Here is a 23100-nt window from a genome sequence, read left to right as displayed (position 1 = left end):
AAATCCGATATCAAAGGTGATATCGGATTTGAACTCAATCATTCAGAGTTCCACACGCTCTCCTCTCACGAAGTCTTTACACGTATCTGTGTACCGATAATCGGGTGTTTATCGCCTTATCGTTGATGTCAGGTAAAGGCTGATACAGGTTTCTAGTAATGTCGGATAATACTTGGTCGTAAACTTGCGATACGACGCTAGAAATATCACTGGTTAATTCGTATAAGCTATCTGTAGGTTGGGTTAATTCGTTGCTCGATGCGATTTCTGCGAGTGCATGCATCGCTCGAGTGCAAACTGGTGATCCACTGCTAATAGGGCAGATAATTGATAATTGGTTGAGTTTACGGTGAGTCTGAGATGCATAGAATTTGAATCTCGCATACTCCTCAGGTATTCCCGTATTCGACTTTTCTATCCCAGGGATGGCCATTCTCAACTTGGTAAGGATCTCCATGCAATCCAAGATCTGTTGCCAGTTCATGTGATACTCACGGCTCATGTCTTCTCGTTCAGACTGAATCAACCAAATGATCATCACTTCATCCATCAAGAACATGCTGTGGCGAATCGTTTTTCCATGAATCGATTGATTACGTACTAAGCTACGGTTTTGCCAGTCATTGTGCATAGCGATGAGTTTGAGATGATAAATGCGATACATCGGACGGCTGTCAAACGACACATGAGATTGAAGCAGTTCAGATACCTCAAGTATGTTGTCGTAAATCTGATTCACTTTTCGAATTGAGTCGCTCGTCAATTGATACGCCAGAGCATAATGCGTTGCCGCGCGATGTTTGCGTGATAGCAACAATAACTGTCTGAGTAGAACTAAGGTTTCAAACCGGTGTGATAGCGCTGTTTGTCTCTTCTTTGAGAAATGAAACAGCGCTGCAAGTACTAATAGGGATAAACCCACTGAAATAACGACCAACATATTCAACTCCTAATATCTGAATACCTACTTAGTGGTAGTTCACGATTTGTGCCAAAATTGATAAACATTATATTTCAACGACTTATATTTTAAGCCCGCTTGTGGATGACCAATACTGGTGCATCACCTCACCATTCGAGTGAGTGCGATAGAAGAGGTTAGAGGTTTTTATAGTTTCTAGACTTTGCTATGGCTGAAGCATAAATAGCTACAATCTGGCTAACCTCTTATGCAAGGTTAGTCAGATTGGGTTACACAGAGATGTACATTCAGTGAGTAGATAGTGAAGGTATGACTAAAGATTTACGGCGAATGTACCACTGAGAAGGCAGATAACCGCGAAGCTCGTTTAGGTCGATAGCCCAATAAGTCGATCGATCCAGAAATCAATAGCTAGATAAATCAATAGCGCGATAAGTCGATCACTTTATTGCATAGCTTACTCAAAGCCAGTTGATCATGGCTGATCAAAATTAGGCCGCAGTTAGCTTCTTTCGATACTTCAACAATTAACCTTAGCGTTTGTTCTGCAGTGATAGGGTCTAATCGTGATGAGGGTTCATCTGCAATTAACAGTTTTGGGCTCATCAGTAGCGCTCGTAAAATCGCAAACCTCTGCAATTCTCCTCCGGATACTTGGCTTGATGGACGTTTAAGCAAAGCAGAGTTAAGGCTCAATCTATCTAGAAGTACGGGTATCTTGGAGCGATTTAGCTTGTGAAGCGCACACAAGTCATCAAGCAACGTTTTTAGTGTTGTGTGAGGGGAGTGCGCACTGGGTGGATCTTGGTAAAGCTTAAGGCGTTGTCCTTTTTCGATTTTTTGAACCCAGTCGATATTGCCGGAAAAGTCGTGATGCAACCCTAGTAAAGTATCGGCGAGAGAAGATTTTCCGCATCCGCTGTCACCATAAACTCCCAGTATTTCACCGTGTGATAATGAGAACGTCAGATCTGAAAAGAGTGTTCTTTGATCGCGGTAAATAGCTAAACCTTCAACTTCAAGAAGTAGCTTCTGCCCGCTTTGTATACCAACCTCTGAGGGAGCAGCGTGACTATTTGATTCATTTGAAGGTTGCGAGGAAGCTGGCTGCTCAAGAGACCAATACTCAGGTTGCGCTTGTATTAGCGCTTTTGTGTAGGCCGCTTGTGGCTGATCTAAAATGGCTTTAGCGTCTCCCCTTTCAACAATTGCCCCTTCTTTCATGACAATGATGTCACCACCTAACATTTTAGCCAGTTTAATGTCGTGAGTGATGGTGAGCAGGCCACCGGGTTTGCCATTTTCAAGTTGTTGGCAGTGAGAAAGGAGAAGTTGCCCAACGTGATCACGTCGGCTTTCGTCTAAGCCTTTTGTGGGTTCATCGGCAATTAACAGTTTGCCTCCAGCTTGTGTCGCACATAAGTACGCAGCACGTTGCGCCATTCCGCCCGAGAGTTCAAATGGGTGTTTATCTCCATCTTTGCCCAGATCCATTTGTTGAAGTGCATGATGGGTGAGTGTGTCACTCTGGGAGCGATCTTCGTTTAAAACCAGCTTATGAACTTCGCTTATCTGCGATCCTATAGTCCGAAGCGGGTTGAGTGCTAACCAAGGTTCTTGAGGTAGCAAAGCGATTTCTTTACCCCAAAACCGTTCTCGGTTTAAAGGGTTAAGCTCATCAAACAAAGTAATGTCGCCCTCTGGTTTTAAGGCATCAGGTAATGTGCCGGTGATAGCTGCCGCGATTAGGCTTTTCCCCGCGCCTGTTTCTCCCAAAATGGTGAGCGGACGCTGAGGATATAAATCTAAACTTAAGCTCTGGACTAAGGTTTGAGTATCAGTATGAATCGACAGGTTTTCAATTTTTAACATTGCGTTCATGCTGTTACTCCCTTATCCGCTTGTTTACCTAGTTGCAGTTTTTCTTGTTTAGATCTTGGTTCATTATGCGCATGGTTTTTTGAGGATTGCGTGTGACGTTTTCCTTGAGCTAATAAATGAAAGCTTAATACCAGAAGAAAAACGGTCAGTACCGGTTGAATCAAAACCCAAGGGGCTTGGTGGTAGTAACGGAATAGTTCAACCATCATTAAGCCGAGCTCAGCTTCTGGCGGCTTGAGCCCAACATGCAGAAAGCCTAAAGACGCGAGTGCCAGTATTGAATTACCCGTACCAAAACAGAACAGGGTGAATAAATCATTTCGGCAATCTGGCCATAAGTGACGCTTGAATATATACCAGTGGTTGAACCCATAAAGCCGAGACGCTTCTACTGCAGGTGACTGAATGAGTGACAACGTTCGGTTGCGTGACACGCGGAAAAAATCCACCCACAGCATGAGCGATATGGCGATATATAGAATAAGGAATGATCCAGGAACCATTGCCGCAAAAAGTAAAACAAGAATTAAGCCGGGCATGGCGATTATCATGTTCACGTTGAATGAAAAGATTTTATCCCACCATCCTTGTTTCCAGCCGGCTATTACTCCCATTGACGTCCCTAACAACGCAGCCGTGGTAATACTGATTAATGCCATGGAAAGTGAGGTGCTGATGGCGTGGCTTAATCTCGCTAGATTACTGCGTCCAAAATGGTCTCTGCCTAAAGGTTCTTCGACAGAAGGCGTTGTGAATGCAAGGTCTAAATTTTGCTTGGCAATATCACCTTGATAGACAGTCCGTTCTAGCATGACTAGGCATAATAAAGCGGCTAAGATAATCAGACCTAACCATTGCGGTTTTGTTAAATTCATACGATCTTAACCTTCTTTTTTTCGGGTTCTGCTTGTTGTTTATTAGGCGCGAATTTTGAAAGTATAGGCGCGAATTTTGAAAATAAACCTGAAGTTTTATTCGCGCGTTGCCTTGGATCCAATTGGTAGTTAACAAGATCGACTAAGGTATTGATGACCACAAATAGAAGCCCCATCAGCAATGCTGCCCCTTGAATCATTGGAATATCTCGACGGAAAATCGCATGCGCTAACGCGTGACCAATACCCGGCCAAGAGAATAATGACTCGATCATAATGATCCCTTCAATTAACCCGGTTGCTTGAACACCAACAAAAGTAATAACAGGTAAAGCGATGTGTTTATGAGCGTGATGCTGAAAAGCTTGCGCCTCACTGAGTCCTTTTAAACGAGCGAATAAAAAGTGCGGTGCTGTGATGGCATCGTGAGTGGCGTTTCTTATAAGACGACTAGACATTGCAGCCAGCGATAGTGCCAAGGCGAGGGCGGGCAAAATGATAAACTCGACTCGACCAAAGCCTGCCACAGGAAGCCAATTCAGCTGTAACGAAAATATAATCACCAAGGCCAAACCTATTAGAAATACAGGCTGAGCTCTTAAGATGATGGAACCTAATAGCGAGAAATGGTCTGCAAAAGAGTCGGTCCGTTTTCCACAATAAATACCGATTGGGATGGCAATAAGAAGAGAAATGACGGTCGCGACGACTGCCAATAAAATGGAATGCCCGAGCTGGTGGCTGATTTCATCAATGACGGGGGTGCCACTAATCAATGATGTTCCCAAATCAAAATGGAGAAGATCCCATAGCCATTCGAGGTATAGCTGCAAGCCCGAACGATCAAGCCCTAGCTCTTGATAAACCGCTTGTGCCGCATCCGCATCCACATAATCATACCCATAGCGACCCGCTGCAATTCGAAAAGCAAAGTCGCCGGGTAACAAGCGCATTAAAATGAAAGTGAGTGTTCCGATACTCCAAGCCACAAAGCCGGCTTGGAGTACTCTTCGGATTAAGATATTAATCATTAATCGTCATCTCTGAGATGCGATAGTTGATTTCAAATGGGTCAAATGAGAAGTGGTTAACACGTTCATTCACCGCGACTAATTGAGTGTAGAAAGTCACAGGAATCAGCGGCATTTCTTCCGCTAATATGGATGAAGCCTCTTGAGTCATTAGATTATATTGCTCTTGGTTTGGTTCAACCGATAGACGTTGAAGTAAGCTGCTGAACTCATCAGAAGACCAGTTCATTGGTCCCCAGTCACTGCCTTTATGGCTAGCAAAATCTCGCATCAGTAAGGCTAGGGGATCCGCCGTAGTGCCAAAATTACGCGCCACGAGCGCCATTTCTAATGTGCCGTCTTTGTGCTTTGATGGAATTGCACTTGAGTTATCGATAGAAACATTCACTTGAATGCCGACTTCTTTAAGCTGAGCTTGAATCGCGGTAGCTACGATAGGCAGCTCTGGTCTGTCTGAGTAGGTAGTTAAAGTAATATCGAATGTTTTGCCTTCTCGCGAAAGGAGACCTTCCTCATTTTCCTGCCAACCTTGCCCTGCAAGTAATGTTTTCGCTTGGTCGATATTGCGCTGAGTTTGCTCAAGGTTATTGATGTGCCATGCGCCAAGAGAAGGGGCAAACAGTTGATAGGCTTCAGAGCCTGGAACGCGGACAATTTGTTTTGAAATACCCGTTCGGTCCAAAGCTAGACTGATAGCTTGACGCACATCTGAATGATTCAAAAGTGGGTGTTCATTATTCAACTTAATTAGGATCGTTCTTGGGATGGACTCCATCACCAATTCAACATTCTTTGCTGACTCAAGCAGGTCGATACTGGCTGGGTCGAGTGTGTAAACCAGATCGGCTTGACCGGTTTGTGCTAACAAAGCACGGCTTTCAGAGCGATGACCTGCAAGGTAGTGAACATGTTCAATCGAGGCTTTTGTGCCCCAGTAGTCAGCATTTTTGACAACATGCGCTTTATGAGGAGCTTGTAACTCTTGGATTTTATAAGGACCTGTACCACTCAGTTGTGCAACATTTCCTTGTTGATCAAACGAACTTGGTGCTGCAATCGCTGCTGTGTAATGAGCTAACACTGCCAGCAATGGTCGATAAGGTTGAGATAGTTCTATCACTAGAAGGTTGTCTGAAGCTGATACCTCTTTGATAGGTACACGCTTTAATACGCCAGGTTTTTTTAAAGCGTGAGAAAGAGAAGTTTGAACAGCTTGCGCGGTAAGCGGGGAGCCATCGTGGAACACAACGTCTGGGCGCAATGTGAATTCCCAGCGTAAATTGTTTGCGTTAGTTGTCCATTCTTTCGCTAATAAAGGGGTGACGTTGCCTGACTTATCGATAGCAGTAAGCGCTTCAACGACTTGTAACCGTGTAAATAAATAGCCGTTTTTAGATAAATCTTGGTCGGTAAATTCAAAGGGGCCAGAAATGTTTAGCGTTGTTGGTTGTGTTTCTTTTGATGGTAAAAATATCCATATGAGTAGTGCACTGATGGAAAGTAGCGCCAGTGCGGCAAGCTTTTTCATGCTTTTGTCCTAGTTACGAGTAATTATTTGCGATGTTATAACATAACAATTGCGTATTGTTAATGATAATAGTTGCTAATTGGCTCGGTTTTTTATCGGACGTGAGTATGAAAAAAGCCCCACTGAAATCAGTGAGGCTCTAATTTTTGTATGCGGTTCTGATTCTAACAGGGTTTATTGGACGGTATCAGTCAGCTGTAAAAGCTGTTTGAGTGACAGTCACTATGCCCTGTTTAAAATAAGCTTGGCTCCATTGGTGAGCCTAGATCTGTTTAGGTCAATGCGCTTGAGTTAATATCGGGATACTAAGCACTAAGCACTAAGCACTAAGCACTAAGCATTAAATATTAAACATTAAGCCAGTTTTAGGTCGAACTCAGTGCGGTACATCACCATATCTTCAATGGTCAGTACAGGCATGTTGTGCATTTTACCGAAAGCAACGATCTCTGGCGCTTTTGCCATCGTGCCGTCTGGGTTGGTAACTTCACACAGTACACCTGCCGATTGAAGACCTGCCATTTGCATTAGATCCACAGTACCTTCTGTGTGACCGCGGCGAGCCAGTACACCACCTTTACGCGCACGTAATGGGAATACGTGGCCAGGGCGAGCTAGGTCAGTAGGTTTAGCCGTTGGGTTTGCAGCTGTCTTGATCGTTGTTACACGGTCAGCGGCAGAAACACCTGTTGTTACGCCGACTTTTGCTTCGATAGTAACGGTAAACGCAGTTTGGTTTGCGCTGTTGTTATCAACAACCATAGGTGGAAGTTCAAGTTGGTTTGCTTGCTCGTCTGTTAAGCATAAGCACACAATGCCGCTGCATTCGCGGATCATAAGCGCCATTTGAGCATTGGTTAGGTGTTCTACTGAGTAGATGATGTCGCCTTCGTTTTCACGATCTTCATCGTCAAGTAGAAGTACGCCACGACCTTCGCGCAGAGCTTGCAGTGCGTTTTCAACGCGAGTGATTGGTTCGCCAAATTCGGCAAGTAGTGAAGACTGATTCATGGTTAAACTCCTAAAATATCACCAGAATCAGGGCTGTATGAGGGATCTCAACCGAGCACAACAAAGCAGACTCATTACAAGTCGACTTGTACCAATCGTAGTAAACAACTGGTCATTCTAGCTGGTTAAAACCCTTGATAACGGCGTTAAAATTTTTGACTGTAGAATAACTACTTATCGAAAAATTTTGCCTTGTTCTCAAGCGTTTTTCCTGCGCTATCTCTGATCATTTATTTACTGTGATTGGTATTAGCTCATTATGGTTTTATCCAAAACGAAATGCACCCGTCTAAGTTGGAGGCATGAACCTAATAAATAGGTACACCTTTCCAACTTAAACGAGTGTGTTTTCATTCTCTCTCATCCGGACTATGACCGTCGGCTCTGGCATCTCACCAGATCTGCTGACCTCGACGAATCGAGCGCTCGCGGGCTTATCTTTAGATTTTGCTAAGGACATACCGCCGGTGGGGAATTTCGCCCCGCCCTGAGAATAAAAATTAATAATCTATTTTGCTTTGAAAGCAGACCAGATGGTAATCCTTTCAATAGTGGATTTAAAGGACTGACAGCAAAGTTTTTCAGATTCCGGCCTTATAGTCGGGTAAGTGTTCACTTTATCAGCAGAACGTGTCCGGCAGTCTTTAGTGGGATAAGACCTTTGAATCAGCTGGTTTGAGTGGTCTTTGTTGCTCTATGAACATAAGTGGATGTCGAACATTGTTGATGCTGGCGTGGCTGTTCACCGAATCAATACTCAAGAGGTTCATCAATCGAACATTGTTAGACCATGACGGCTTAATGACCGTTTTGACATAAAATTGATATTGGCAGTGCTAAGCTGCGCTAGCATCCATCCACTTTATCCAAAAGATCTTAGTCATGACATCTCCGTTCTCTAACAAATTCAAAGGCTTATTACTGCTCGTTTTAAGTTTGTCTTCTCTCGTACCGTTTTTGATCTTTGGATCTAATTTTGACCTTGGGGCTGCGGTTTCGCCTTTCCAAGGCGCCTTCATAACGTTTGTGACTTACTCGGCGGGTAATCAAGGATTCTTGGTAACGCTAGCTGTTTTGTCTTTGGTATTGCTCACGATGAAATTTTCCAAAGCTAAGCTCGTCAGCCTTTGTCTGCAGCTCGGCTTGTTGTTGGTTCTCAGCTTTGCAGCAAAAACTTTCTTAAAGCATTCTACAGAAAGCCCGCGTCCTTATTCTGAGTATTTGGTGACGCAAGAAGTCGTTGAAATGCCAGAGCTGTTTTACGAACTGCCATTGGTAGAAAAGAACGCAGCGATTGCATCTGTGCAAGACAAGGTGAGTGAGTGGCGAACACGTCATTGGCTAGGTGAGACTGACTATTCTTTCCCATCTGGGCACATGATTTTCGTTGGCGTGTGTCTGGCGTTCTTTGGCGGCTTGTTCCTAGAAGCGAAACGTTTTTACTTAGTCGGCGGTTTGCTAGTTTGGGCTGGTGGCGTTGCTTATAGCCGAGTTTGGCTTGGTATGCACCGCCCTGAAGACTTGGCGGCGTCTATCGCCTTTGCTGGTCTTATCTATCTATTGGTGCCACTGATTCCGACGCAAAAAATAGAACCTTTGTTACCGATGTTTCTAAGAGATAGCAAATGAGTAATAAACTTGCCTAGAAGAGCAATAGTGGGGCTTTTGAGAGAGAGGAATAAAAAACCGCCTTCGGAGAAGGCGGCTATTTTAAACGATGACTGCTATTGAAAAACTATAGACGCTATTTGAAACCATAACCGCTACACACTACGAGTTTCATTTTAAATAACTGTTTTAGTATGAATTAACGCAGTTTAAACATACCAACCATTGATGCCAGTCGTTCGTTTACTTGGGAGATATTGTTGGTTTGCACCAAAGCTTGATCTCCATTTTTGTTGAGTTCATTTACAATGTCACTCAGAGCCACCATGTTACGACTAATTTCCTGAGTTACGCTGCTTTGCTCTTCTGCGGCCGTTGCAATTTGAATGCTTAGGTCATTGATACCCGTTACTTGTGACGTTAGCTCATTTAAGCTGCTGCCCACTTTCTCTGTGTTATTAAATGTTTCGTCACAAGTCCCTTTCGTCTTATTCATAGACTCTTCAACATTCTTGTTCACTGAAAGCAAACGAGTCAGCGCTTGTTCAATCTGTTGTGTACTCGCTTGTGTTCGACTCGCTAAGGCTCTCACTTCATCAGCTACTACTGCAAACCCACGACCTTGCTCGCCCGCTCGTGCGGCTTCAATCGCTGCATTTAACGCAAGGAGATTGGTCTGTTCAGCGATTTCACCAATCACTGTCAAAATATCACTGATCCCTTTAGTTTCTTGGCTCATGCTTTCTAGGTTCGATGATGTGTTCTCTATCTCAGAAACTAGTGCATTAACCTTCATTTGTGCATCACCGACAGCATTGAGTGATTGCTCCCCGATATCGGACGCGACTTTAGTTGATTGCGCCGTTTCACCTGCATTTTGGGCAACGGCGTCAGCTGTTGAACTCATTTCTTCAATGGCAGTGACAATTTGTTCAGTTTCTTGCACGTGCTGATTCAAAATGTGGTTATTTTCATCTGATTTATGTTCAAGTTGCTGCACATTTTCTTTCAGTTCAGACGATGCTGCGTCAATCTTTAGCATCAAGTCTTGTATATGCTCGATGAATTGGTTTACACCAGATGCGATTTGCCCTAAATCATCGTGTTTCTTTACTTCGAGTCTCTGAGTTAAATCACCATCACCATTTGATAGCCCTGTAATGGTTTCTTTCAACGCTAGGATGGGTTTGTAAAGAATATTGAGAATGAATAACGTGGCAACTACGCTGATCAATAGGTAGACAATCGTGATCATAATTGCTTGCTGCTGAGCGACTTCTAGCGCTGCGAATACGACGCTTTTGTCTAATCCAACAAGTAGGTACCACTCTTTGTCACCATAGCTAACCGCATGGCTGAACATCACTTTCTCAACGCTGTTGATACTATAATTAACGATTGTGCTTTCTGAATTTTGTGCTTTTTTTGCAACGTCTTTCAAAGAAGCGTAATCCGTTAATTTAGTGCCCACTTTAACCACACTGGATGTGCTAGCCAGCACCGTCATGTCATTGGTCATCATCATCGAAATAGCACCGTTGAGGTCGATTTCAGAGACAGTGTCACTTAGAACATCGAGTGGAATGTCTGCCAATACCACACCGTTACCAACATCTTTACCAATGCTCACCATTAAGGTACCTGTTGTGGAGTCTGTATATGGGTCTGTATATACAAGGCTTCCTGAACGCTTACCTTCTTTGTACCAAGCTTTACTGCGAGGGTCGTAGCTTGGTGGACTTTTGTGATTATCCCAGCCCGGGTAATCGAATGAGGCATAAGCATCACCATTGTCAAAACCTATCATTAAGTTCGCGACATCAGCACCTAATGAGCCCACGCGCATTCGCTCGGCGTGTCTATCTTGATAATTATGTTGACGATAATCAGCAGCTACTTTTGCCACTGCTTGTGTTTTAGCTTCCAGGTAAGTCTCAACCTTATTCCCTTCAATGCGAATACGGTCTTGTGTGCTCTGATAAATAGTGTCAGTGAGTGCTTCCTTCTTACTCTGATATGATAAATAGTTGGCTGAACCAACACTTATTGCGATTATTACTGATACTGCGACTAAAAGAACTTGCTTAAATCCAAGTTGTTTCATATGAATGTCCTTAATACTGAGCGTGCTCATCTGCCTGGCTAATGATTGCTCGAGTATATAGAGATATAGTGAATGCAACTACGCTCTCAATTGAACATTTAGTCTAATTTGAACAGTCTCAGCTCTGTATACAAAAAGCTCATGAAAAAAGGGTTTATGCAGTAATGGTTCATTGATGCTGAATGAGAGGGAATCGTGACCGCCAGATAGAGATGTTTACGACAGTGTGGTATTGACTTTAAAGCTTAAATAAGGCGCCGCATTAGGGTATTTGAGCATAATGGATAACGTCACTAGTCAGTCATATGAGCTTGCTTATCGAGATGAGTGAGCTGTCATCAAAATAGTTACAAAACGTAAGCAACCTTCAGTACTTACGTTATCTCTATACTAACCAGCTAAGCCTTGCCAAATGGCAGTAAAGCCACTGATAGAACATAACAGTAAAGAACCAATACGTATCTTCTCTTTAGGAATGCTTTGCGTGGTCATTAACGCCACTTTGTAACCCAACCAAGCAGCAGGCAGCAAAGGTATAGTGATGATCAAATGGTGCATAGTGAAGAAGCCAATTGGGATCTGAACAATCAACGAAATGATTGAACTAAAGACAAAAAAGGCAGACAAGTTGCCACGAAGTTGATTGGCATCTTGGTGCTGTAGCAGTAGCGCCATCGGCGGGCCACCAATACCTGAACTGGTGCCAAAGAATCCTGAGAAAAATCCCGCGATGCCCATTTTGGCAGGCGTCGGCTCTAACCTAAATGGAAGCAAGCTGACAATCACTGCAAATACCACTAATAAACCTAACCAAAGTGACAACACGCTCGTTGAAACCATCACCAACAAGGCACCGCCTGCTAGTGAGCCTGGAATGCGTCCTAGTAATGCGATTTTTAATCCGCCAATAGAAATGTTTGCACGGTGTTTAAAGGCGTTGAATAACGAGATGAACAGGCCAACTAAACAGATGGGCGCAGGTACATAGTCTGGTGAAACCAAAAACAACAGTGGGGCAGCCACAATGGCCAAACCAAAGCCGATTGCAGTTTGCACAAATGAGCCTGCAAAAATGAGTGCCATTGCGATAAGGGCGGTCTGATCTAGGTATTCCATAAGCCTGCGGATTAGTTTTAAAGGAGCAAGTGAATACTATAAATTAAAACGAAAAGAATAGTCTTATTATTCAGTGAGGTTTATGCAAGTTTCGCTAGTTATAATTTCGATTATAACGGCCAATAAAAAAGAGAGCGAATATCTCAGGATGTGCTCCTTTCAATATCCACTCTCTTATTGGATTGCTTATCGATTTTTGCTGTTGGGGGAGTCAGCGTTAAACGCTAAGCCATTGCCAATTTCAGTCGCTCAATCGGCTTGTCATTGATAGGTAAATGGATAAGCGCTGCTGCAAATGCGAGTACCACCGTTGACCACCAGATTGGCTCGTAAGAACCGTAGTAATCGTAAATACGACCACCAACCCAAGCGCCTAAGAAGCTACCCACTTGGTGAGTAAAGAACACCAAACCGTACAACGTTGACAGGTAACGAGCACCGAAGATCTGACGAACTAAGCCAGAAGTTAGCGGAACCGTACCCAACCAACAAAAACCAATCGCTGCACCGAAGATTGCCGCGGTTGACTCAGTAACAGGCAAAGTGACAAAAGCTCCGATAACCACGGTACGCACTAAGTACAGTGCCGACATTACATGACGCTTGCTGAACTTATCACCCATCACACCCCAGAAGTAAGACCCGAAGATGTTGAAGATGCCAACGTAAGCCAGTGCCATTGCTGCGCTGCTCGCCGGTAGGTTTTTGTCTGCTAAGTAACTTGGTAGGTGCGTCGCAATGAACATTACGTGGAAACCACACACGAAGAAGCCCGCGTGAATTAACCAGTAACTTTTGTTCACAAACGCCTCAGACAACGCTTCTTTTAGCGTTTGGTTCTCTTCAGCTTGCGCTTGTTTGTTTGAGGCTGCTTTAGGCGCTCGCATAAACAGCGCAAAAGAGATCATGAAACAACAAAGTACGCCAAAGACTTGCATCGCACTCTGCCAGTCAAATTCGTTCAACATGTATTGCGCGCCCGGAATTACCGCGAACATACCAAATGAACCTGCTGCTGTGGTTAAACCAAATGCCTTAGCCGCGTGCTCTGCAGGTACTACTTTTGCTACCGCGCCTAGCACGATCACATAGCTCGTCGCACTCAATCCAAGGCCAACTAATGCGCCTAGTGAAACGTAAAGCATGCTTGATTCGGTAGAAATAGAGGTAAGAAGTAAACCCAAACCGTAAGCACATGCACCTGCAATAATGATGCGTCTTGCTCCCCATTTGTCAGCGGCCATGCCCACAAAAGGCTGGAACGCACCGAACAGCAGGTTTTGTAGAGCAATGGCGAAGCTGAAAAACTCACGGCCGGTGCCGAAATGCTCTGAAATTGGCATCATGAAAATGCCGAATGATTGTCTGATCCCTAGACTGATAATAAGTGTGCCGATCCCAAGCCATACCAGTAAAGGAAAACGGAAAATGCTCATTCTAATACTCTTAAATTAATGGTGGTGATGTGAGTGGTCTTGCGCTGACATGTGTTGGTCAGTCATTTTATTGTGGTGTTCGTGCCCGGAATGCTCATGCGCTGACTGCTGGTGGCATCCACTGCTAACGGCATGCTGAGCCAAGAGATCGATCAATGGCTGATTGTGATGCACAATTACCAAACTAATGACAAGGAATAGCGTCATTCTGGCGAGTTGGGCAAAAAGAGATTGTGAAAACATAAGGTGTTTACATGCGCTCAATGTTGTAAGAAGTCGCGCATCATAATGACGAGTAGGGTATGTATCAAATGACCTTTTGTGATTTAGTCTATGCGTTTTATGCATAGATTTAAGCATCGCTGGAGTTGGAATGAAACGTAGCTAATAAATAGGAAAACACGAAGCTCGCTGATTATGTGGTAGAAGCGGAGAATTTAGGATGGATATTTAATTTTTTAGATATAACTGCTTGCTTTAGTGAAGTATTTTAAAGCCTGTAAAAACTAGTATACAAATTAATCACTCAGTAACACTGCGCATTTACTCGACTTATCTGTTAAACATCGTAAATTTGTACTTCAATCGTTTCAACGGGACTGAAACGCGATGTTAAAAGATTCAGGGAGAGTCATTCACATGGATAAAGATCATAACCTTCGCGAAAACTTACTGGCACTGATCTTAGGTAGCGCGCTAGTGTCACTCGGCGTTATCTTTTTCAATCAAGTCGGTTTGCTCTCCGGAGGCACGGCTGGTCTAGCGATCTTCATTACCAAAGTGACAGATTTGAGCTTTGGCCAAGTGTTCTTCGCACTTAACTTACCTTTCTATATTTTGTCGGTTGCTCGTATGGGCTGGCGCTTCACCATCAATACGTTTATCGCGGTTTCGATTGTTTCGTTCGCCGTGGATCACTTGTATCACGTGATTCAAATTGCCGAAATTCATGCATTGTATGCAGCTTTACTTGGTGGTGGCTTGATTGGTACCGGCATGTTGGTGATCTTCCGTCATAAAATGAGCTTAGGTGGCTTCAACATTCTGGCGCTGTTCTTACAAGAACGTTTTGGGATTCGAGCGGGTAAGGTTCAGATGGCACTAGATTGTACGATTGTTGTGCTTTCACTGTTTATCGTTGATGTGTCGCTGGTTCTTCTGTCTGTACTGGGTGCGATAGTAACCAACTTGATTTTGGCGATGAACCATAAACCGGGACGCTATCAACCGGTCGTAAAAGCGGAAGCGGCGTAGTTCGGTACGATCAAGCACTAGGTTCGCTTAAGTACTCGATTCGCATAAACAAAGCGTGATTTGCAGATTATGAAAACAACAAAGCCAGCATCAACTGCTGGCTTTGTTCTATTTTAGGGATGGCTATTAGCACTTACTGCAATCGTTATCTGGTTTGAGCTCGCAGTCAATCACATTGCCTTGTTGATCAAGTGACAGGTTACAGCACTCTTCAAACAAGTTCTTAAGATCCCCGCGGCTTTTCTGAACACGAGACTTAACGGTTGAGTAGCTGATGTTTTGAGCCTCTGCGATCTCTTTTTGGCTTTGACCTTTGATATCGACAGCAAGCAGTAGCGATGAACTTTGTTCTGGCAGTGCCTGAATAAAAGGTTCAATACACAATGAGAGCTTCTGCTTAAATTCAGAGTCGTGGTCTAAATCGGTAAACCACAGATCTTCAGCATCAATTTGGCTATCACGTTGTTGGCGTGCATGTTTACGGTAGAAGTCGATAATGGTGTTGTTGGCTAACTGGAACAGCCAAGCCTTAACACTGCTCGCATCTTGTACCTTGTCTAAGTTCTGATAGGTCTTAATCAAGATATCTTGGAGCAAGTCGTCTACATCCGCAGAATTGTTGACCTTTGAATGCAAGAATGACTTTAATGCTTGCTGATACTCGGCCCAGACTTGTTCGAGCTTTAAAGGTGCCTTATTCAAAGGTGCCCCGTTCAAAGGTGCATCAGTTGCACTGATCATTTACGCAACACTCGTCTTGTAAGAAATCAATCACACCTTCTAGGCATTCATACTCCGCCACGCAGAATAGAGTTCTCCCTTCTCGTCTTTGGCTGATTAGGCCCGCAGACGCCAAGCTTGATATGTGGTGAGACAAGGTAGAACCGGGAATGCCTAGCTCTTCTTGTAGGCCGCCAACTGCAATGCCTTGGTAGCCAGCTTTAACGACACTCTTATAAATAGTTAGACGAATAGGATGTCCTAACTCTTTAAGTGCTTTCGCAACGACTTCTAAGTTCATATTAACTCCTCAAGATTTAATTTCGATGTTAGTCGAAATGTATGTCGAATTCAAATTAAAAAACGATAGCTGTGTAAGTCATTGAAAAACTGTGTTTTCGAAAGTCATTTCGATTTTTACCGAAATAAATGTTGATCTGAAGCTGTTTATTTCTATAATTCGAGAATATTCGAAGTTAAGGGTTGGTTACTTTTCTCATAGAGTCTGACCTTCAATCCAGTTTGGAGTTAATTATGAGCAATGAAATGTTAACAATGCTAAAAGACGCACTTGATATGTTCGCTTTCTTAGCAGTAGAGCTAATTATCCTTTTCTTAGCGATCAGCTACATTGTTGGGATTCTGCAAGAGTTTCTTACGCCAGAGAAGATTCAATCGATTCTGAGCTCGCGTAATGGTAAGGGTTATGTGGTTGCAGCACTATTGGGCGCAATTACACCTTTCTGTTCATGTTCGACCATTCCTTTCTTAAAAGGATTGCTGCGTGCAAGAGCGGGTTTCGGTCCAATGATGGTGTTCCTATTTGGTAGCCCGCTATTGAACCCAGTGATCATTGGTTTGTTTGTGATTACCTTCGGTTGGCAAGTCGCGGTGTTCTACTTCCTTGTAGCAATGACGGTGTCTGTAGTCGCTGGTTACGCACTTGAGAAGTTAGGTTTTGAACGCTACGTCAAACCTGAAGCGTATGAATCGACAGGTTCTGCTTCAAGCTGTGGCACTAGTTGTGGTGACTCTACTCCTAAGAAAGCAGCAACGGCTAAAGCGGAATCTTCATGTGGTACAAGTGCATGTGGTGAGCCTGCGCCAGTAATGGCGAAAGAGACATCTTGCTGCGATTCTAAAAAAGAAGAGCCACAAGTAACGGTTTCATGCTGTTCAGCGGATGGAAGCGCAACAGCTGAAATCGTAGAGAAGAAAGAACCTAGCCGTTGGATGAGAATTTGGTTCTCAACTTGGAAAGACTTCAAACAAGTTTTCCCTTACCTAATGATGGGTATCGCGATTGGTTCATTCATCTACGGCTTCATTCCTACAGACCTAATTGCACAGTACGCTGGTGAAGGTATGTGGTATGCGATTCCAGTAGCAGCCGTGATTGGTATTCCACTGTACATTCGTGCTGAAGCGGTAATCCCATTAAGTGCTGCTCTAGTTCAGAAAGGCATGGCGTTGGGTTCGGTAATGGCATTGATTATTGGTAGTGCAGGTGCAAGTTTAACGGAAGTTATCCTGCTTAAATCAATCTTCAAGAACCAAATGATTGCAGCATTCCTATTCGTTATCCTAAGCATGGCGATGGGGGCAGGCTTCCTATACAGCTTCATCTTTGGTTAATCGGGTCTGATTCCTAGATAACTCCATTGATAGCAAGATATAGATAATAAAAAAAGAGCTCACTTAGTTGAGCTCTTTTTGTGTTTAGGCGGTCAAAAAATCATGGGCATTAGGCTTAATTTGTTTGAGAACGCTATTATTCCGGAAGTGCTGCTATCGAAAATAACACTCATCAACCCCTACTTTTAGACTTGAATGTAACCGCTTTGATGCCAAGTATTAACAATATTCATGTTTCGTAGGTGTCAATTAATTGGTGAGCTTATTTAATCTTTTTGGCTGATTATTGGACGGTTTTCATATCGATATCTAGTATTTATGTAAGGGTGAATAATGAAATAGCATCGTTCAAAATTAACGTTTGTTTAGCTTTAATTCAACGATGACAGCGTCAAAAGACTTGGAGTTAATGAATGAAAGATAAGTTGAAAATTTACTGCCTTGGAACCCCTACACTTGAAACCAGAGAATCATTTGAGCTCGTGCCAGTCAGTGACATTAATCAACTCCCTGAATTATTGGGCGGCGTCATAGTTCTAAATGGCGATCTTAGTTCGCAAGACGACGTGATGAGCCAACTCCACCGTAGCAGGAAATTTTGGTCTTGGAAGATTTATGTTTTAGACGATAGTGCATTATCAGAGTGTTTATCAGACGGCACTTTAAATCCAGAAAGTGTTGAAGAAGAGGTGATTCAACACCGCAGAACGTTAGAAAGTATTATCGACACATCGGATACATTAGACCCTCTTGTTGGGTGGTTAGGCTTGGATCAAAGACGTCGATTATCACCTCACAAATATTTGTCTCATAAATCGATATATTCCTATCCGTTAGTGGAGCTTTACTATCCGGAGTTAAGTTCAACTTATCGTTTTGTATTATCAGAGACTAAGCGAGACACTTTTGAAATTGAGGATTTAATCGATCGAGTAAGAGTGTGTCATGAATGTGCCAGTGCCCACTTAAACTACATCGAAGCGTGTCCTTCTTGCAAAGACATTGATATTACTGAGCGTACCTCTCTCCATTGTTTCACGTGTGGCCATGTTGCTGAACAAGGGCTTTTCAAACGCAATCAAAAATTAGAATGCCCGAAATGTTTGACTCAGCTTCGACATATTGGAGTGGATTATGATCGCCCTTTAGAAACTCATACATGTAACTCATGCTCTCACTCTTTTTCTGAGGCGGAGACATTAGCTTCTTGTTTCGAGTGTGGTACAAAAAACGATATTTCAAAGTTGGTTGTTAGGAAGATTTATTCGCTGAAACTTGGAGTTCAGGGAGAGTATATATTCCGTCATGGAGTGAAGCTATCGGCGCCTGAACTGACCTTAACCGGGAAAGTAGACGGCGGGTATTTTTCTAATCTTCTTAGCTGGGTTAATAGGATTGCACTTCGCCACGAAGAAGAGCACTTATTATTGGGGTTACACCTGCCTGATTTAGCGCAGTATGTGTCTAAAAATGGAGACGCAAAAATGTTTGCTTTGATCGAGCAAATTACAGAGCGTTTAAACGGATTGTTTAGAGATTCTGATATTTGTTGTCAGTTTAAAAGCGATGTTCTTCTTGTATTTATGCCTAAAGCTAAGATTGAACATATAGAAGTATTACGCGGGAAAATAGAAGCACTTTGTTCTCTAATCGAAGATGACGATTTCACGCTGAATGTCTTTGCATGGGGTATACCCGATCCAACAATGAAAGAAGATGTTGGTTATTGGTTAGAAAGTAAAGTCAGTGAAATCTATGCTGTCAGTTAGCCTTGATCTCCAACAGTACTTCTGGGGGATGCTTTTAGAGAACTCTGAGCTTTGGCTGATGCTTTTCCCCATGATGATTATGGTGGAGCTCCCACTCTTTCTGCTTGTGTTAAGTGGAATCTTTCGCTGGTCTTATTCGGCCAGTGATATAGAGATAAAAGAATACCCAAGCATCTCGTTTGTAATTACTTGTTATGGAGAAGGAGATGCAATTGAGATAACGATCGACACGCTTGTTGAACAGCTTTATCCCGGAAAGATTGAGATTTTAGCCGTAGTCGATGGAGCAACTCAAAATGAAGATACCTACTTAGCTGCAATGCGAGGGGAGCAAAGACATAAAACGGTAAGAAACAGAGATGTTCGTGTCATTCCTAAGTGGCAAAGAGGAGGTCGCGTATCAACGTTAAATGCTGGTTTAGATAACGCTACTGGTGACTTTGTTATTAATGTTGATGGTGATACTTCTTTTGATAACGACATGGCGTTACAAATGATGAAGCAATTTACTGATAAGAATGTGATTGCTTCTGGAGGTGCTTTACGCGTTAGAAACTGGCAAGAAAATTTGCTTACGCGAATGCAGTGTCTTGAATATATGTTATCAATGCAAGCGGGTAAGACGGGGCTATCCAACTGGGGTGTTCTCAATAATATATCAGGAGCATTTGGTGCCTTTCGAAAGAACACTCTGAAGCAAGTTGGAGGGTGGGATACTCATACTGCTGAAGATCTCGACTTAACGATGAGGCTCAAACAGTACAAGAAAAGACATCCAAACAATCAACTCGCTTTTACACCTAAAGCTGTGGGCCATACTGATGTACCCGATACACTGAAAGGGTTGGTACAACAAAGGCTAAGATGGGATGGAGACTTATTATTTCTGTTTTTAAGGAAACACAATGAAGGTCTAACCCCTAGATTACTCGGTTGGGGAAACTTTATATTTACTTTAGTTTATGGCGTTCTACAAAACGTATTGCTGCCCATTCTAGTTTCGCTATTCATGTTTTACATATTTTGGGCTTACCCCTTCGATTTTGTTGCTGCACTTCTGATCCTTATCTACTGCGTCTATTTGTCGACAGTGTTGTTGTTTTTTACTGTCTATATTGGGTTGGTTTCCGAAAGAGCGAAAGAAGATCTTAAGATGGCAAAATGGCTAATCTTATATCCGTTTTATCAGTTCTTTATGCGGTTGATTACGGCGTTCTCTATGGTGAATGAGTTATTTAGAAGAAGTCATGAAGAATCCAGTATGGCTCCTTGGTGGGTATTGAAAAAAGGCAAAAGGTTTTAACAATGAAAGTGAAATTTCATCTTGATAAAAAGAATAACCCTCAATCGGATGATGGTGTCAAAGTTGCTTACGGACAAGCGAAAAGAGGAGGCTACCGCTTTCGTTGGTATTTAATCTTAAGCTTAGTGGTTAGCCCTCTATTATTCGTAGCGTATTTTTTCTTAAAGACAAATTTTCTGGTTATTGCTCCGGCAATCATTACCTCGCATCCTGTAACCTTAACCTCTAAAGTTGCAGGAGTAGTCGGCCCAATTCCAGTAGACGATGGAAGTCAAATCCTAAAATCAGAGACAGCGATTCAGTTGACTAATATGGAAGTGGAAGCGCAAATCGAATTTCTTCATGCTGAGTTATTAGATTTAGAAATCAGGTCTCCTGATGATATTGGCTTACTGCACTTGAAAGGCATTGAAGAAACGCGCAGTAATTTAAACACGGTACAGCAAATTCAAACGCGATATGAAGAATATAGGAAAAAAGGTCAGGTATCCGATGTGGACTACGCAAGTATAGTGGGAATGAGTAACTCACTTAATAATCAGCTTAATGGACAAAAACTTGATTATCAAAATGCGAAATTAGCTGAACAAGAAAGAGAATTAGCGGGTCCGGTTAGTCAGGCTCGACGTGCTTTAATGAAAGATCTAGCACTTAAACGTGTTGTTGAACAAGGATTGGCGATTAAGTCTCCCTATGAAGGTCGCGTTGTCGATATCCATGTCGTTGAAGGACAGAGAGTGTTCGAAGGTGACGAGCTTGTAACGATAGCGAAGAATACCATCCCGCAAGTGGTCGCGTATTTAGACCCTAAATATTTAGAGAATGCGATAATAGGAGCTCATACCAAGGTAAGGTTTCCTAATGGTAGTACTTTTGAGGCTGAGATTGCAGATTCGGTAGAAATCGTCAGTAAGTTGCCGACTCAATTAGCAAGCCCTTTTGAAGGGCAGCCAGCATATCTCAAAGTAGCATTGAACTTTACGGCTGATTTGCCTAGAGAATATTGGATTGAAGGGATGACCGTCGAAGTGCGTTTTTAATTAGCACGCTAGTTTGACCATAAATGGAGCGTGTATCGCTCCATTTATGGTTTTAGGGCTAGCTATTTTTATAGCGAACTGTTGTTTTTGAGTGACCTTCTGCTTTAGAGATAACTATCGTAGAGAGCTGTGGATATCAAAAACCACGTACATCCAGTTCATTGTTGATCAACACAACACACTGAGAAGCAAACAGCATGTTTGGACCTAAGCTGATTTTCTCTGTCCCTAAACGCTTCAAGCTGTTGTAGCTTTTCTTCGGCATAGGGATATGGTCAGTTAGAAGGAAACATGGGTTTTCCGCAATCTCTGCGTCACGGATAAAGTCGCCTTTCTTATCCATCATGTACAGCTGGTGGTCTTCAGCCAGTTCTTTAACCAACTTTTCAAAACTCATAGTACGAACAGTGATGCCCGGTTCAACCTGACGTGTCTGTTCTTTTATCATGCCTTGAGAAGCATCAACCGCTCTTACTACCGCTGATAACAATGCCGATTCATGAAAGCCACCAATGTTAGTGATCTCATTTGAATCGAAAGTGATCGTACGTGAAAAGTCTTTAGTACTTTCTAATACAAGGTGCACGGTGACATTCTCACGGTGTGATTGAGCAACGAAGATCGTGTTCATCAGAGTATGAGCCAGAATCTCAGTATGAGCGTCTTGCCCAACACCTTCTAAGATAAGTTTGCTCTCTGTAGGGGCTGCGCGAGCGCGTAATACAAATGAACGCATGGAATGTACCTTGTCAGTATGTGATAAAGCGAAACAGACTTTATCAACATGAATTGATGAATAACTAAAAATTATGGCGGTATGTAACTCTTTTCTATTAATGAAGTCAAATGGAGTTATGTATAGTACTGACCACAAGAACTATACGTATTAAATAGAGAGTGACCACATTACAAGATGGTAAAGGTTGAAGAGAGACAAGGTTTACATAGATAGTATGCGCAAATTATTAGGTGACTTACATAAGGAAGTAGTCGATGAAGTTACAGAAGATTAATAAAGAAGAATATAGAAAGAAGATGAACCTACTGTTGGTTTCATTGGTTGGGTCACTAGCCTTGTTTGCCATTGTATTTGGTAGCATTCTGATTGAGCTTTTTGGTTCAGCTGGCTCCGTTACAGGGGAAGCGACGGGTAATTTCCATTTGAATGTACTCGGGGTGATTTTATCAGTCGCCTTGAATGCGTTTATTGCGAGCCGTGTGAAAGGGCATGATTACTTTAAAGAAGCGCTTTATGTGTGGAACCTGAAACAGATTCACAATCAAATCTATCGTAAGCTAAAGCGTATTCAACCAAGAGCTGAGCAAGGCGACCGAGAAGCATTAACTATCCTTTACTTCTATTACACCACGCAAAAACAGGTATACGACCTAGATAACAATACATTGACGATAAAAACGGTTCAGAAATCTCTAGATAACATAATGGAGCTTAGTGAAAAGTGGAGTATCGAACTGGATATAGAGACATTCTCGAAAGATCTAGTCGCGAAATTCTAAGTTATATGCTCTTGATTGTATGAGCTTTGGCCTATGAAAGAGGGTTTTGACGTAAAAGTAGACGCTTAAGCAATTTTTTTGAATTTTTATCAAAAAAGGGGTTGCCATGTTTTCGATGATCTCTATAATGCCGCCTCACTGACACGGCAGACGCTACAAGGCTTCAGCGGAAATCAGTAAGACGGAAAGTTCGAAAGGAATTAATTTTAAAAAGTGTTTGACACTTAAAATTAAATCGCTAGAATTCACGTCCGCTTTCAAGTGTTTCTTTGTAAAAAGAAAGTTTCGACAAGCAAAGCTCTTTAACAATTTAAACCTATCAATCTGTGTGGGCACTCGTTGATGAATA

Annotated in this window: 20 protein-coding genes and 1 riboswitch; of the genes, 7 read left to right on the top strand and 13 right to left on the bottom strand. The window is 42.7% G+C overall.

Features of this window, described 5'->3' with window-relative positions; translation table 11 throughout:
- Positions 1-76: 76 nt before the first annotated feature.
- The 6 genes from ACED60_RS14140 to ribB form a co-directional block, all read right to left on the bottom strand.
- On the bottom strand, positions 77-940 hold the full coding sequence (locus ACED60_RS14140; RefSeq protein ID WP_009846269.1) for a hypothetical protein: 864 nt from the start codon (positions 938-940) through the stop codon (positions 77-79).
- Between the two features lie 402 nt (positions 941-1342).
- Positions 1343-2803 (bottom strand): ABC transporter ATP-binding protein, encoded by a 1461-nt coding sequence (locus tag ACED60_RS14135; protein ID WP_371727814.1) that lies wholly within the window; start codon positions 2801-2803, stop codon positions 1343-1345.
- Positions 2800-3678 (bottom strand): ABC transporter permease, encoded by an 879-nt coding sequence (locus ACED60_RS14130; protein ID WP_371727813.1) that lies wholly within the window; start codon positions 3676-3678, stop codon positions 2800-2802. The genes ACED60_RS14135 and ACED60_RS14130 overlap by 4 nt, the downstream gene beginning before the upstream one ends.
- Positions 3675-4709: an ABC transporter permease gene (locus ACED60_RS14125; RefSeq protein WP_371727812.1), complete on the bottom strand. Its 1035-nt coding sequence runs from the start codon at positions 4707-4709 to the stop codon at positions 3675-3677. The genes ACED60_RS14130 and ACED60_RS14125 overlap by 4 nt, the downstream gene beginning before the upstream one ends.
- Positions 4702-6237: an ABC transporter substrate-binding protein gene (locus tag ACED60_RS14120; protein WP_102258231.1), complete on the bottom strand. Its 1536-nt coding sequence runs from the start codon at positions 6235-6237 to the stop codon at positions 4702-4704. Before ACED60_RS14120 ends, ACED60_RS14125 begins: the two co-directional genes overlap by 8 nt.
- A gap of 354 nt (positions 6238-6591) precedes the next feature.
- Entirely contained in the window at positions 6592-7248 is a 657-nt protein-coding gene (gene ribB / locus ACED60_RS14115; protein ID WP_004733029.1) for a 3,4-dihydroxy-2-butanone-4-phosphate synthase, read from the bottom strand.
- A 348-nt stretch (positions 7249-7596) separates the two neighbouring features.
- A riboswitch (FMN riboswitch) is annotated at positions 7597-7747 on the bottom strand.
- 383 nt (positions 7748-8130) lie between these two features.
- On the opposite strand from ribB, the gene ACED60_RS14110 reads away from it, so the two are divergent.
- Entirely contained in the window at positions 8131-8877 is a 747-nt protein-coding gene (locus ACED60_RS14110; protein ID WP_371727811.1) for a phosphatase PAP2 family protein, read from the top strand.
- Between the two features lie 178 nt (positions 8878-9055).
- Here ACED60_RS14110 and ACED60_RS14105 read toward each other — a convergent pair whose 3' ends face one another.
- The 3 genes from ACED60_RS14105 to ACED60_RS14095 form a co-directional block, all read right to left on the bottom strand.
- Positions 9056-10960, bottom strand: coding sequence for a methyl-accepting chemotaxis protein (locus ACED60_RS14105; protein ID WP_371727810.1), 1905 nt, complete (start codon positions 10958-10960; stop codon positions 9056-9058).
- Between the two features lie 390 nt (positions 10961-11350).
- The gene (locus ACED60_RS14100; protein WP_009846277.1) at positions 11351-12076 is read right to left on the bottom strand and encodes a sulfite exporter TauE/SafE family protein; all 726 of its coding nucleotides are present in this window, start codon (positions 12074-12076) and stop codon (positions 11351-11353) included.
- Positions 12077-12300: 224 nt separating this feature from the next.
- Positions 12301-13512: an MFS transporter gene (locus ACED60_RS14095; protein ID WP_371727809.1), complete on the bottom strand. Its 1212-nt coding sequence runs from the start codon at positions 13510-13512 to the stop codon at positions 12301-12303.
- 639 nt (positions 13513-14151) lie between these two features.
- Here ACED60_RS14095 and ACED60_RS14090 point away from each other — a divergent pair.
- Positions 14152-14766, top strand: a complete 615-nt coding sequence (locus tag ACED60_RS14090) for a YitT family protein (protein WP_371727807.1) — start codon at positions 14152-14154, stop codon at positions 14764-14766.
- Positions 14767-14892: 126 nt separating this feature from the next.
- Here ACED60_RS14090 and sigZ read toward each other — a convergent pair whose 3' ends face one another.
- Together sigZ and ACED60_RS14080 are read right to left on the bottom strand one after the other, a co-directional pair.
- Positions 14893-15507 (bottom strand): RNA polymerase sigma factor SigZ, encoded by a 615-nt coding sequence (sigZ, locus tag ACED60_RS14085; protein WP_371727806.1) that lies wholly within the window; start codon positions 15505-15507, stop codon positions 14893-14895.
- The gene (locus tag ACED60_RS14080; protein ID WP_017097976.1) at positions 15491-15787 is read right to left on the bottom strand and encodes a helix-turn-helix transcriptional regulator; all 297 of its coding nucleotides are present in this window, start codon (positions 15785-15787) and stop codon (positions 15491-15493) included. Before ACED60_RS14080 ends, sigZ begins: the two co-directional genes overlap by 17 nt.
- 233 nt (positions 15788-16020) lie before the next feature.
- Here ACED60_RS14080 and ACED60_RS14075 point away from each other — a divergent pair, with 233 nt between their 5' ends.
- From ACED60_RS14075 to ACED60_RS14060, 4 genes are all read left to right on the top strand, one after another.
- The gene (locus ACED60_RS14075; protein ID WP_029223953.1) at positions 16021-17121 is read left to right on the top strand and encodes a permease; all 1101 of its coding nucleotides are present in this window, start codon (positions 16021-16023) and stop codon (positions 17119-17121) included.
- A 413-nt stretch (positions 17122-17534) separates the two neighbouring features.
- Positions 17535-18890: a diguanylate cyclase gene (locus ACED60_RS14070; RefSeq protein ID WP_371727805.1), complete on the top strand. Its 1356-nt coding sequence runs from the start codon at positions 17535-17537 to the stop codon at positions 18888-18890.
- Entirely contained in the window at positions 18877-20193 is a 1317-nt protein-coding gene (locus ACED60_RS14065; RefSeq protein WP_371727855.1) for a glycosyltransferase, read from the top strand. The genes ACED60_RS14070 and ACED60_RS14065 overlap by 14 nt, the downstream gene beginning before the upstream one ends.
- Complete coding sequence (locus tag ACED60_RS14060) at positions 20160-21233, top strand: HlyD family secretion protein (protein ID WP_012601063.1); 1074 nt, start codon at positions 20160-20162, stop codon at positions 21231-21233. Before ACED60_RS14065 ends, ACED60_RS14060 begins: the two co-directional genes overlap by 34 nt.
- A 136-nt stretch (positions 21234-21369) precedes the next feature.
- Here the strand turns inward: ACED60_RS14060 and trmY are convergent, their stop codons facing one another.
- Entirely contained in the window at positions 21370-21969 is a 600-nt protein-coding gene (gene trmY / locus ACED60_RS14055) for a tRNA (pseudouridine(54)-N(1))-methyltransferase TrmY (protein ID WP_009846285.1), read from the bottom strand.
- A gap of 257 nt (positions 21970-22226) precedes the next feature.
- On the opposite strand from trmY, the gene ACED60_RS14050 reads away from it, so the two are divergent.
- Positions 22227-22751, top strand: a complete 525-nt coding sequence (locus tag ACED60_RS14050; RefSeq protein ID WP_009846286.1) for a DUF3087 family protein — start codon at positions 22227-22229, stop codon at positions 22749-22751.
- A gap of 153 nt (positions 22752-22904) precedes the next feature.
- Here ACED60_RS14050 and ACED60_RS14045 read toward each other — a convergent pair.
- On the bottom strand, positions 22905-23100 hold a 196-nt coding region (locus tag ACED60_RS14045), incomplete at its 5' end, for a hypothetical protein (protein WP_371727803.1).

This window comes from Vibrio sp. 1F279, assembly GCF_041439815.1.
In the GTDB taxonomy this organism is placed as follows: Bacteria; Pseudomonadota; Gammaproteobacteria; order Enterobacterales; family Vibrionaceae; genus Vibrio; species Vibrio tasmaniensis_A.
This window is presented reverse-complemented; position numbering and strand designations above follow the sequence as displayed.